The following is a 12859-nucleotide window of genomic DNA, read 5'->3' on the forward strand; positions in this document are numbered from 1 at the left end:
GAAGAATTAATAACGGAAAGATGCTAACCCAATCTACCGCTGTTAATTGTTACCTTCTAATTATTCATTAAATAAAATGTTCAGCGAAGAATTAGAAAAAATAAATTGGGAAGCCACCACCGAAGCCATCTACTCGAAAACAGAATCGGATGTGCTTCGAGCTTTGGGAAAAGAACATTGCGACGTAGACGACTTCATGGCACTGGTTTCACCGGCTGCCGAGAAATATCTGGAGCCTATGGCGCAACTCAGTCGCAAATACACCGAAGAACGGTTCGGCAAAACCATCTCGATGTTTATCCCTCTGTACATCACCAATTCATGTACGAACTCGTGTGTGTACTGCGGATTCCATATCAGCAACCCGATGGCACGCACCATCCTTACGCCGGAGGAAATAGAAAACGAATACCGCGCCATCAAAAAGCTCGGACCGTTCGAGAACCTGCTCATCGTTACCGGTGAGAATCCTGCCAAAGCGGGAGTTCCGTATCTCGCCAAAGCGCTCGACTTGGCTAAGTCGTATTTCTCGAATCTGAAAATCGAGGTCATGCCGCTCAAAACCGAAGAGTATGCCGAACTGATAAAACACGGCATGAATGGAGTTATCTGTTTCCAAGAAACCTATAACAAGGCGCGGTATAACGTATATCATCCGCGCGGCATGAAATCGAAATTCGAATGGCGCGTCAACGGATTCGACCGCATGGGACAGGCGGGTGTTCACTCCATCGGCATGGGTGTGCTGATAGGATTGGAAGACTGGCGGACAGATGTTACCATGATGGCTTATCACCTGCGTTACCTGCAAAAGCATTACTGGAAAACGAAGTACAGCGTAAACTTTCCGCGTATGCGTCCTGCCGAAAACGAAGGATTCCAACCCAATGTCATTATGAGCGACAAAGAGTTGGCACAGGTAACATTCGCCATGCGTATCTTTGACCATGATGTAGACATTTCGTACTCTACGCGCGAACCGGCTTACATACGCGACCACATGGCTTCGCTCGGCGTAACCACCATGAGCGCGGAGAGTAAGACCGAACCGGGAGGGTATTATACCTACCCGCAGGCACTCGAACAGTTCCACGTAAGCGACGAACGTACTGCCGTAGAGGTGGAACATGCCTTGAAATCGCTCGGACGCGAACCGGTATGGAAAGACTGGGATGCTTCGTTCGATTTCGTAAAGTAATATTTTAAAACATTCGTGATTCATGGAAAGATACAATCGCCAGCTTATCCTGCCCGAAATCGGTGAGGAAGGACAGGCGCAACTGAAACAGGCACGTGTTCTCATTGTAGGCGTGGGGGGCTTAGGCTCTCCCATTGCCCTTTATCTGACAGGGGCGGGAGTTGGAAACATCGGACTGGTAGACGACGATGTAGTAAGTGAAACCAATCTTCAGCGGCAAGTGATTTACAGAGAAGACGAAGTGGGACTCTCAAAAGCATTACAGGCGCAAAAGCACTTGCAGGCCTTAAACAGCGAAGTCAACATTGAGGCTTATCCCGTACGCCTTACTTATGAGAATGCCGAGTCCATCATCGCGCAATACGACATTGTGGTAGACGGATGTGACAACTTTGCCACCCGTTATCTGATAAACGACACGTGCGTCCGTTTAAACAAAGTGTACGTGTACGGTGCCATCCGTGCCTTCGACGGGCAAGTCTCGGTATTCAACTATCGGGGCGGAAAGACGTATCGTGACCTCTTCCCCGACGAAGCGGAAATGCTCTCCATGCCTCATCCGCCCAAAGGGGTCATGGGCTTTACTCCGGGACTGATAGGGTCTGCCGAAGCCAACGAAGTAGTAAAGATTATCTGCGGCTACGGTGAAGTGTTGAGTGGAAAACTGTGGCACATCGACCTGAAGACACTGGAAACATATACCTTTTCACTGTAAGCCAATCGCTCTCCGTTTTTACCTCCATCCACATAAACGATAGGGTAAAAACGGAGAGTTTTTTTACCTCATTTTATCCCCCGAAAACGCTACCCGAAAGACCGGCAAGTCTTACCCATAGAACCGGGTAACTCATCCGCATGAAACAAGCAACACTACCCATAGCGTTTTTACGGGTAATTACCGTTACATTTTTACCTCCCAACCGAGTCGGAATAAAACAGACTCTTAACGTAACCTATATAAAAACACGCTATTTATTTTGCAGTTTTAAAGGGAGGTTCGTAACTTTGCCGCTATTATTTATTTATAGAAATGAAGTTAATATTAATTACAACTCCCCAATATTTTGTGGAGGAAGACCAAATAATAACTAACCTCTTCGATGAAGGACTTGATGTGCTCCATCTGCGAAAACCCGATACGGCATCTGCTTACGCCGAACGACTGCTGACGCTCATCCCCGAAAAATATCGTAAACGCATTGTGGTTCACGACCATTTTTACTTGAAAAACGAATACAAACTGAAAGGAATCCACCTGAGCCACCGCAACCCGATAATCCCCGACAACTATACGGGACACATCAGTGCGTCATGCCACACGCTGGAAGAAGTGGAAGCCGACAAAAAAAATTGCGATTACGTATTTCTAAGTCCGATATTCGACAGCATCTCCAAACAAGGATATCACTCCGCCTTTACAGCCGAAACCATCCGCGAGGCCGCCCGAAAAGGGATTATAGACAAAAAGGTGATAGCGCTGGGCGGAGTAGACGAAGACAACATCCTGCGTGTAAAAGATTTTGGATTCGGAGGTGCTGCCATCATGGGAGCAATATGGAATAAATTCGACCCTGCCACCGACACCAATTATCAGGGACTTATCGACACTTTCCGACGAATCAGGAATCTTGCTGACTAATGTAAGAAAGGCTTTCCTGTAACTATTTATTAAATACTTATTAAAACAATGACATGTGAAATAGATAGGCATATTTCACATGTCATTGTTTATTTTATTCTTCACCGCACCAGAGCAAACATCATCCACCCCACCGCCAACAGAAGAATTGATAACCTTTTATATCCTAACATACTGTTCTTGCTATTTTATAAGACACATGTACCACTTAATTCTGTCAGACTCTCGAACGCTTGAATGCCTTGATGGTTGATGTCAAGCATTTTCACTTCGTCCAGCAGAGTGAGTGATTTATCTACGTTACCTAATCCGTAGTATCCCAATGACATCATGTATTTACAGTGGATGATATTGCGCACTTTCAAATCGTCTTCCCAAATCAGAAGGTCGGGCAACGAAACGGCAAAATAATCTAACTTCACTTTATCGAACAAATGTTTTTCTCCGTATGTAGTCAGCTTGTAGAAACGTCCGTTTGCCTCGTCTTTTCTTCCTAACTTCAGTAACGCCAGTCCCTGATAGAAAATTTTATCCGGTTTGGCATCGTTATAATACAGGGCGGCGGCGGGTTCGGTTGGTCCTAATACTGCTTTTTCCCAACACGTTCTGGCTTGAGCATTATCTCCCATTGCGGCATAGGCGCATCCCAAGAAATAATAAAAATCATTTTCCTGTGCCCCGTAGAGTTTGCCTTCACCCAAATGGTGCGGATAGACCAAACATTCTTCCAACAGCTTAACGGCTTCGGCGTTCTTGCCCTCCTTCAGGCATTTCTTAGCCAACTCCACACGGGCAAACTGGTATTGCGCCGGGACTTTTCCTTCGCCGCCTTCCCACGGATGGAATAGATGGGCATCCAGCATACTCTTGGCTGCTTCATATTGTCCGGTTTGATTCAGCAGGGTAATTTCTTCCAACACCAAATCATCGCGCTGTGCCACTTGTTCGGGATAATGCTGCAAGAACTTCAAACGCTCGGCGTGAGAGCGATGTACACGTTTGTACAACTGGTCCAGCTCCATCAGCACACGGGCATCTGTTTCATCCAGACGGAACGCCCGCTCCATACATTCAATCGCCTTCTCGGTACGGTTCTGCTTATTGAAATAAGCCAACGCAAGATTCCGCCAAACGGTAGGAAATGTATCATCCAACGCAGCAGAAGTTTCCCATGCCTCGGTAGCCAAATCATACTGACGTTTATCGTAATACAAGTTACCCAAATAGTAAGGAGCCTTCGCGTCTTTCGGATTCTTTTCCATCGCACACTGTAAGGCAAGAATCGCCTCCAGCCGGTTGGGGAAACAGTAATCGGGACACTCAGCAGCAGCTTTCGCAAAGGTTTCATCCGCTCCGTCCAACCGTCCTTGCACCAAACACCAGCCTAAATAATAATACGTCATCGGCGTTACGGCATTTTCAGAAATCGCCACTCTCCATAAGGATGCTGCTTCCGTCCAACAGCCTGCCCCGCAATAATCCAATGCAATCTCGTCGTAATTATGTGCCGAGCCTCTCATCAGTTCTTTCAGTGCCGACAAATCATCGCTTGAGCCCGTCAGCAGATACTTTTCGTACAAGCATCCGAAATTAAAGCGGTCGATATCCAACGACTCGTCTATCAGTTTTAAAGCCTCATCGGTTCTTCCCATACGGCGAAGGATGGTTGTTTTCAGCGCCCTTGCTTTATGGTGATGCCAGTTGCGAATCAGTGAACGGTCGATTTCATCCAATGCGTCTTCCAAGCGGTCTTGCATGACCGATATCTGTGCGCAGGCAAAATAACCGGCATCCTGCCATGCGGCATTCCAACAGGCTTTATAGAAACGTGCGTATGCCTCGTCCATTCTTCCCTGATATTTCAAAGCCAATCCCAGATTATAGATAGGTTCGCCATCGTAAGGATTGGGGTTGCGTTTCTGAAGCGTTCTTACAGCCGTGGTCAGATATTGCTCAGCACGACGGAAACGCCCCTTACGGATATACCACAACCCCAGTGCGTTGTTATTACGCACGTCGATCGGGTCTCGGCGCAAGGCTTCTTCGTAATAATCTACCGGATTATAGGTGGCGTGGCGATATTGTTCCAAATGTAAGCCCGTCAGATAAAGCTGTTCGGTAGTTTTTATTTCTTCAGGCAACAGGGCTGCTTCGGCTGCATCCGGAATGGGTTTAACTTCATCGGGTTCGGCGTGCCAATACAGCAGTTCTTTCCCTTTCGAGGTAATGTCTAAACGCAGGTCGCCAAACCGTTCGTCACCTGTCTCTACCGTTTCATCCAGTAATGCTTCGGGAGTAATGACGACATCTTTCTGATAATAAACCTGCCCCTCTTTACCGCTCAGCGTTACGCATACAGCCTGTTTGGAAGTGGCGAAAATCTTGAAACGAACCTTCCCCTCTCCCTCCGGGTCGATGTTCATCAGCAAATCTTTAGTGGCATTCTTCACTATGCCCAATTCACGGTAAGGCAAGAAATACTGTACGAAACTCTTTTCTTCGTAAGGCTGTAACCAAGTAAAGTCGGGTTGGTTTTCGGTATATACCCCTGCCATCAGTTCAATGTACGGACCGTCTTCATCGGTCAGGTTACGATCCCATGCGCGGCCGAAGTCTCCGTTTCCCCATGTCCACTGTTTCTTTCCCGGAGATATGTGATGATTTGCCACATGCAACATACCTGCATGAGTATCATTTTCGTATCCTCCTTCAAAATCAAATCGGGAGTTTACCGCCATATACGAGGTAGGCACTTTGATGTTTTTATAGTTGGATATGTCTACTCCGGCAGAGTAATCCATTTTGTAATAAGTACCCGTAGCTATGGGGAAACTGGAAACGGCACGTTTTCCGTGGTCGAATACGGCATTTATATCGGGCGGAAATACGCTCTGGTAATAATCGTTTACCGCCACTGCCGGATTAGCCCACCAAAGGAAAGTCTGCGGCACTTCGGTACGGTTATAAAGAACCCCCTTTATCTCCAGAAAGGCACATCCCGGACGGAGTGTAAAACCTGCCGCCCCTTTCTGGTGAAACATCCGTTCTATTTCGTTCACCCATACGGTAACACTTCCATCGGCATTTTCTTCTATTTTCGAATCTACCGGCATATAAGTGCTCGGACGATGGTGTTGCGGCCAGTTAAATTCGATTCCACCCGAAATCCACGGTCCGACAAGTCCTACCAAAGCGGGCTTGATTACGTGATTGTAATAAATGAAATGACGCTGCTTTATCTTATCATACGCCATCTGCACGCGCCCGCCCAGTTCCGGAAGAATCATTACTTTTATATATTCATTTTCTATAAAGATCGCATTGTAGGCTTTATCCGTTTTCTCGTTCGATATTGATTCAATAACCGGATAAGGATATACCACGCCGCTGCTTCCCTGATATACACGTTTTTCTAAGAATATCGGATTTTTTTCGGGCTTGCCCACTTCGTACGTGGGAATGACAACCCTTTCTTTCCATGCTTTTACCATAATTTATCTGAAGTTTTAAAGTTATTCTGCTATTTGTTTCGTTTTAATTCTTTTGGTTTCCAACCAATATTTCCTCCAAGTTCTCTAAAGACTTTCCTTTGGTTTCGGGCAACGTGCGGAGGAAATACACGAAACCTGCCACACAGATGGCGGAGTAAATCCAGAACGTTCCGTAACTGCCCAGCGCGTGGTTCAGCAGAGGGAAAGTATAGGTAAGCGTAAAACTGCCCAGCCACAGGGCGAACGTAGCGGTGGCCATCGCCACGGCACGCACGCGGTTAGGGAAGATTTCGGTAAGCAGCACCCACGTAATCGGACCTAACGACATGGCGTAACAGGCTATGGCAAGCACGACCAGCACCACCATGAAGAAACCGCTCACCTGAAAGAAATAACATGTACCGAGAATCAGGTAGATGCCGCCCAAACCACCAGCTCCCAAGAGCATCAATGAGCGGCGTCCCAAGCGGTCGACTGTATATATTGCCACAACCGTAAAGACAACGTTGGCTATTCCCGTCACTACGATGTTAAACAAGACGTCTCCCAACGAATAGCCCGCCGACTGGAATATCTCTTGTGCATAATTGAATATCACATTCGTTCCGCACCACTGCTGGAATACTGCCACGATCACGCCCAATGTCAATACGCGGCGGAAGGGACGGCTGAACAACAGTTTTAATCCTCCTTTCTCTTGCTTGTCGCCCGCTGTCTGCGTCATCCGCGAGAGTTCTTCGTCGGCATACGTCCCGCCACCGATATGGTTCAACACTTCGCGGGCGATATTCACCTTCCCGTTCATTGCCAGCCAGCGCGGACTTTCGGGGATAAAACAAGCCAATATCAAGAAGGCAGCAGCGGGAAAAGCAGCTCCCCAAAACATCCATCGCCAACCCATCTGCCCGTTCCACGACATGCAGATATCCGCCGGAGTAAACGTATCGGGGATGGGGTCGGCTATCTGCCAGTTGGCTATCTGCGCTCCCAAGATTCCCAAAACAATGGTCAACTGATTAAGCGACACCAAACGCCCGCGCACGGATGCCGGCGCTACTTCGGCAATATACATCGGCGACAAGCCCGAAGCAATGCCGATGCCGATACCGCCCAAGAAGCGTGCCACCAAAAACCAGTTAAATTCCGAAAAAGCTCCGGTAGCGTATGCCGAAGACAAGAAGATAAACGCCGAAACCAGCAAAAGCGGTTTCCGTCCGTAGCGGTCTGCCATCATGCCGGCAACCATTGCCCCTATCAGGCATCCCAGCAAGGCAACACTCATGGCAAGCCCCTGCATTACGGGCTTATCGGCTATCCCGAAATAGAGTTCGTAAAAGGGTTTGGCACCTCCGATAACCACCCAGTCGTATCCGAACAGGAGTCCGCCCATAGCAGACACCAGACAGATAAAATAAACAAATCGTTTGTTGTACATTCCCATGATATCAGATTATTAATTATTGTTTTTCAGGTAGGGCAAAGGTACGCAGCAAAGGGCTGGCAAAAAATGGAATCTTTCATCGAGAACATGGACAATCTTATTATTTATCGCTATATTTGCCGGCAGAACCTTACCCTTCCCATTACATCTTATATATTATGGTACGACTGAAAAACGGTTTCAACGGAGAGCGGGCAATCGTTTTGCCCCAACTCATTATCCGGATGATGGAAAAAGATCCGCTGGTTTCCATGCTCCACATTACGGACATCGGCTATTATCCCAAAGCCCTTCACCACTTTCGGGAAAGGAAACAGCCCATCGATCAGTATGTTTTCATTTACTGCATCAACGGGGCGGGATGGTTCCGCATCAACGAACGCGAGTACGCCGTCTCCTCCAACCAGTATTTCATACTCCCCGCCGGAGTTCCGCACGCCTACGGAGCAAGCCCCGATACGCCGTGGACGATTTACTGGATTCATTTTAAGGGAACGCTTGCCCCCTATTACGCACAGAAGGCGGTACATCCGGTAGACATACGTCCGGAGATTCATTCGCGCATCAGTAACCGCATCAACCTGTTCGAGGAGATATTCAACACGCTGGCGTCGGGCTACAGCAACGAGAACCTGCACTATGTGTCTTCTTTGTTTCATTACTATTTAGGCTCGTTGAAATACGTTCAGCAGTACCGTAACGCGGGCGAACACCAGACTGACGATGAGAACCTTTCGGAAATAGCCATCCACTACATGAAAGAGAATCTGGAGAAACACCTCACGCTCGAAGAGCTTGCAGAGCATATCGGCTATTCGCCCTCACACTTCTCAATGCTTTTCAAGAAAAAAACAGGACACAGCCCGCTGTCGTATTTCAACCTGCTGAAGATACAGGAAGCATGTTTCATGCTCGACACTACCGGCATGAAGATAAACCAAATCTGTTACAAAGTAGGCATCGAAGACATGTATTATTTTTCAAGATTATTTCATAAAATAATGGGAATCTCACCGCGAGAATACCGGAAACTAAAAAAAGGATAGCGCATATAATCACCTGAAAATCAATAGCCATTTATATCGAAAAACGCTATGGGTAGCGTTACTCATCTTATGCAGTAGCGTTGACCGGTTCTACCCATAGAACCAAGACACCTTCCGAATAGAATTTTCAAAGCCTTCGTGTCATGCCGGGCAACGTTTGAGCTTGTTCAAATTTTTCAATAAGGCATTTTTTTTATTTTTTATGAAAATCTTTTGTCCGACTTAAAGAAATGGCGTAAATTTGCATTTCATAATAAATATTTAGGCAATATATCTATTTAAAAACAATGAGCGGAACAACACCTTTTAAGGTATTCTCGGGTACAAATTCGAGATACCTCGCAGAAAAAATCTGCAACAGCTTGGGCTGTGAACTTGGTAATATGAACATTACCCACTTCGCCGACGGCGAATTTTCTGTTTCTTACGAAGAGTCTATTCGTGGACAGTACGTGTTCTTGGTTCAATCTACTTTCCCTAACTCTGATAACTTGATGGAACTGCTCCTGATGATTGATGCCGCTAAACGTGCATCCGCCAAGAGTATTATTGCCGTTATCCCTTATTTCGGATGGGCGCGTCAAGACCGCAAAGACAAGCCCCGTGTTTCCATCGGAGCAAAATTGGTGGCAGACTTACTGAGAGTGGCAGGCATCGACCGACTAATTACTATGGACCTTCACGCTGACCAGATTCAGGGTTTCTTCGACATCCCGGTAGACCATCTGTATGCTTCTACCATCTTCCTTCCTTACATTCAGTCGCTTAAATTGCCCGACTTGGCGATTGCTACTCCCGACGTGGGAGGCTCGAAACGTGCGAGCAGCTATGCCAAGTTCTTGGATGTACCTTTGGTATTGTGTCATAAAACACGCGAAAAAGCCAACGTGGTAGCTTCCATGCAAATCATCGGTGACGTGAAAGACAAAAACGTTATCCTGATTGACGACATGGTAGATACTGCCGGAACCATTACCAAAGCTGCCGATATTATGAAGGAAGCCGGTGCACGCTCGGTACGTGCCATCGCTTCTCACTGTGTGATGTCGGGCCCGGCTTCGGAGCGCGTACAAAACTCACAGCTGGAAGAACTGGTGTTTACAGACAGTATTCCTTATTCTAAACGTTGCGCCAAAGTCAGACAACTGTCTATCGCCGACATGTTTGCCGAAACGATACGCCGCGTGATGACTAACGAGTCTATCAGTTCGCAATACTTGATTTAAGTTATATTTTCCGGGCACGGGATTCATGGAACGCCGGACGATGAGCATTCTCATCGCCGAAACGACTGACATGAAGCCCGTGCCCGATTTTTATCCATCCCCCTCTCATGAAAATCCTTTGGCTCGACTTAAACAGTTCTTACGCCCATTCTTCACTGGCTCTCCCCGCCCTTCACGCACAGGTAATGAACGATACGTCATGGGAGTGGACCGTGGTTTCTGCTACCATCAATGAAAATCCCGGCATGATAGCCGGAGACATCTGCCGACACCGCCCCGACATCGTTGCTGCTACCTGCTGGCTTTTCAGTCATGAGGCGCTCATCCACATCCTTGCAAGGGTGCACGCCATGCTGCCCGACTGTGTCATCGCGTTGGGTGGTCCTGAATTTTTAGGAGACAATGAAGATTTCCTGCGCCGGAATCCCTTTATATCGTGCGTGTTTCGCGGTGAAGGAGAAGAGGCTTTTCCGCAATGGCTTTCGGCATGGAACCGCCCGAAGAGATGGAGCGATATTACCGGACTGTGTTACATGGACGCACAAGGGGCGTATAACGACAACGGGCTGGCGCGCGTGCTTGCCTTCGACCGCCTGACGGCTCCCGAAGAAAGTCCGCTGTTTAATTGGGGCAAACCTTTCGTGCAGTTAGAAACTACACGCGGATGTTTCAACACGTGTGCTTTCTGTGTAAGCGGAGGCGAGAAACCGGTGCGTACCCTTCCGCTGGATGTTATCCGCCAACGCATCGAAACCATCCGCCGGCACGGGATACGGGATATCCGCGTACTCGACCGCACGTTTAATTACAACTCCCGCCGTGCCTCGTCGCTGCTCCGGCTCTTCCGCGAGTTTCCCGAACTGCGTTTCCATTTGGAAATTCATCCTGCCTTACTTTCCGATGAGATAAAAGTGGAACTCGCCCAAATGCCTCACGGGTTACTGCACTTGGAGGCAGGAATCCAAAGCCTGCGGAAAGAGGTCTTGGAAACCAGTATGCGGCGTGGCGAGCTGTCTGCCGCCCTCGAAGGGCTACGCTACCTCTGCTCGCTCGCGAACATGGAAACCCATGCCGACCTGATAGCCGGACTGCCGCTCTATCGGTTAGAAGAAATATTCGAAGATGCACGTACCCTTGCCGGATACGGTGCGGGAGAAATACAGCTCGAATCATTGAAGTTGCTGCCCGGCACGGAAATGCGTCGGCGTGCCGCAGAGTTGGGCATACGCTTCTCTCCTCTCCCTCCCTACGAAGTTTTACAGACAAGAGAGATAAGTCCCGACGAACTTCAAACCGCGCGGCTGCTTTCACGGCTGCTCGACGGATTCTACAACGCCAAAGCATGGCAGGGCATTACGCGCCGACTGATGATTCGGTACGCAGATTTTCTGCACCGCTTCCTCGACTACCTGACAGAGCAACGTGTTGCCGACCAGCCGCTGAGCCTCGAACGCCGGGGAATCTTACTCTACGACTTTTGTAAGATGTACTATCCCGACCATCTCACAGCCGTCTCCCTCGCATGGATAGAGGCAGGCATGTCGCTGAAGAAACAACCTGCCGAGCGCGTACGTACCAAGCATGTTGTCCCTCCTGCCCGCTGGGACATTCTTTATGGTACGTATCACGCACAACTCCGGCTCTGCAAACTGACAGACGAGCGTGATAATCTGTGTTACTGGTATGGTTTTGAAACCGAAAGCCAATCGCCACGACCTGTATTCAAGGCACAATCTGCATCGGAACAATCGGAAGTGTAATTTCAAATCCCCACAGAGAAAGCCAATGCCGTCCGTTTCCCAAGTCGAAACGGACGGCATTGGCTTTCTCTGTTCAGACGGTTAAACGCCTGCTTAATATACCAAATTCACATTATCAATCCAAATCTTATTGCCCGGAGAACCTACAAAAGCACCGCCGAGGCTTGAGGTAAACTGAAGTATCAGATGGGTAGGCTGTTCATCGGCATCGGCCCATCCGGTTTCCTGTATCAACACACTCTCACCCTTCTTGTTGCGTGCATAATAATGTCCTACGCCCAACTTCATCAAATCAGGAACGTAACGGCTGTCGTGAGTAATGTCGCCGTACATGATTTCGTAAGTTGACCCGTTCTGCCAACCTTGCGTCTTGTTATATTTCACGGCAATCGTTCCCACACGTTTGGCTATGATGTTTCCGTCGGCATCCTCTGTGCGCTTCTGAAGCAGGCAAGTCATGATAGCACAATCCTGTCCGGGAACTGTTTCTTTCCGGCTGAACCCCGTCTGGCGAATACGGTCGGGCTGTCCGGACATTTCCACCTTATAATCGTAACGCACAGCTTTCGGACGTCCGGTAAAGGGTACTCCCATATTCAGAGCCTTTTCGCCGTCTTTTGTTCCGGTGATAGGTTCTTTCATGTCGCCCAAATACAGCGAGCCCGAAGCAAGTACGGTAATGTTTACTAATCCCAAAACCTTTACTTTCTCGATATGAGTTTCCAAACGGGCACAATAACCGTCGCCACGCTTTTCGGGGTAGACACTGGTATTCGTCTTAACAATCCCCATTACCTTCGCCATCACATTAGAATTTGCCCACGGAGAACCTCCCAAATTAACGTATGCTACATTTCCATCTATTTCCTGTGTAGGCCCTACTTCGTAAAGCAATTTAGTATTTCCACCAATGATACCCGACTCATGGATACGGCGTGTTATCCACTGATCCATGTCGCCGTATTTAAGAGGAACGACTTTCTCCTGTGCTGTCAGCGAAGCGAAAGAAAGTAATGCCAAAGATAAGCTAATCAAATATTTCATGTTTATAAGTTTGT

The 12859-nt window shown here is 48.0% G+C and carries 9 protein-coding genes; 6 read left to right on the forward strand and 3 right to left on the reverse strand.

Annotation, left to right across the window (positions count from 1 at the left end):
• Window positions 1–76: 76 nt before the first annotated feature.
• The 3 genes from thiH to H9626_RS04445 all read left to right on the forward strand — a co-directional run bounded on the left by thiH (window position 77) and on the right by H9626_RS04445 (window position 2837).
• Entirely contained in the window at window positions 77–1198 is a 1122-nt protein-coding gene (gene thiH, locus H9626_RS04435) for a 2-iminoacetate synthase ThiH (protein ID WP_191709686.1), read from the forward strand.
• A gap of 22 nt (window positions 1199–1220) precedes the next feature.
• Window positions 1221–1913 carry a HesA/MoeB/ThiF family protein gene (locus H9626_RS04440; RefSeq protein WP_191709687.1) on the forward strand — a complete coding sequence of 231 codons (693 nt, stop codon included), beginning with the start codon at window positions 1221–1223 and terminating at the stop codon, window positions 1911–1913.
• A 315-nt stretch (window positions 1914–2228) separates the two neighbouring features.
• Entirely contained in the window at window positions 2229–2837 is a 609-nt protein-coding gene (locus H9626_RS04445; RefSeq protein WP_178257140.1) for a thiamine phosphate synthase, read from the forward strand.
• Between the two features lie 188 nt (window positions 2838–3025).
• Here the strand turns inward: H9626_RS04445 and H9626_RS04450 are convergent, their stop codons facing one another.
• Window positions 3026–6328 carry a DUF5107 domain-containing protein gene (locus H9626_RS04450; protein WP_191709688.1) on the reverse strand — a complete coding sequence of 1101 codons (3303 nt, stop codon included), beginning with the start codon at window positions 6326–6328 and terminating at the stop codon, window positions 3026–3028.
• Between the two features lie 43 nt (window positions 6329–6371).
• Entirely contained in the window at window positions 6372–7769 is a 1398-nt protein-coding gene (locus tag H9626_RS04455; RefSeq protein ID WP_191709689.1) for a sugar porter family MFS transporter, read from the reverse strand.
• Between the two features lie 158 nt (window positions 7770–7927).
• On the opposite strand from H9626_RS04455, the gene H9626_RS04460 reads away from it, so the two are divergent.
• The 3 genes from H9626_RS04460 to H9626_RS04470 all read left to right on the forward strand — a co-directional run bounded on the left by H9626_RS04460 (window position 7928) and on the right by H9626_RS04470 (window position 11801).
• Window positions 7928–8815: an AraC family transcriptional regulator gene (locus H9626_RS04460; RefSeq protein ID WP_191709690.1), complete on the forward strand. Its 888-nt coding sequence runs from the start codon at window positions 7928–7930 to the stop codon at window positions 8813–8815.
• A 287-nt stretch (window positions 8816–9102) separates the two neighbouring features.
• Window positions 9103–10041, forward strand: a complete 939-nt coding sequence (locus H9626_RS04465; RefSeq protein WP_178257136.1) for a ribose-phosphate pyrophosphokinase — start codon at window positions 9103–9105, stop codon at window positions 10039–10041.
• Window positions 10042–10148: 107 nt separating this feature from the next.
• Window positions 10149–11801, forward strand: coding sequence for a B12-binding domain-containing radical SAM protein (locus H9626_RS04470; RefSeq protein ID WP_191709691.1), 1653 nt, complete (start codon window positions 10149–10151; stop codon window positions 11799–11801).
• 93 nt (window positions 11802–11894) lie between these two features.
• Here H9626_RS04470 and H9626_RS04475 read toward each other — a convergent pair whose 3' ends face one another.
• Entirely contained in the window at window positions 11895–12845 is a 951-nt protein-coding gene (locus H9626_RS04475; protein ID WP_191709692.1) for a PCMD domain-containing protein, read from the reverse strand.
• Window positions 12846–12859 lie beyond the last annotated feature (14 nt).

The organism is Phocaeicola faecium, assembly GCF_014837055.1.
Classification (GTDB): Bacteria; Bacteroidota; Bacteroidia; order Bacteroidales; family Bacteroidaceae; genus Phocaeicola; species Phocaeicola gallinarum.

Coding starts and splice junctions, on each gene's coding strand:
- thiH (WP_191709686.1), top strand. CDS start 77: ATGTTCAGCGAAGAATTAGAAAAAATAAATTGGGAAGCCACCACCGAA.
- H9626_RS04440 (WP_191709687.1), top strand. CDS start 1,221: ATGGAAAGATACAATCGCCAGCTTATCCTGCCCGAAATCGGTGAGGAA.
- H9626_RS04445 (WP_178257140.1), top strand. CDS start 2,229: ATGAAGTTAATATTAATTACAACTCCCCAATATTTTGTGGAGGAAGAC.
- H9626_RS04450 (WP_191709688.1), bottom strand. CDS start 6,328: ATGGTAAAAGCATGGAAAGAAAGGGTTGTCATTCCCACGTACGAAGTG.
- H9626_RS04455 (WP_191709689.1), bottom strand. CDS start 7,769: ATGGGAATGTACAACAAACGATTTGTTTATTTTATCTGTCTGGTGTCT.
- H9626_RS04460 (WP_191709690.1), top strand. CDS start 7,928: ATGGTACGACTGAAAAACGGTTTCAACGGAGAGCGGGCAATCGTTTTG.
- H9626_RS04465 (WP_178257136.1), top strand. CDS start 9,103: ATGAGCGGAACAACACCTTTTAAGGTATTCTCGGGTACAAATTCGAGA.
- H9626_RS04470 (WP_191709691.1), top strand. CDS start 10,149: ATGAAAATCCTTTGGCTCGACTTAAACAGTTCTTACGCCCATTCTTCA.
- H9626_RS04475 (WP_191709692.1), bottom strand. CDS start 12,845: ATGAAATATTTGATTAGCTTATCTTTGGCATTACTTTCTTTCGCTTCG.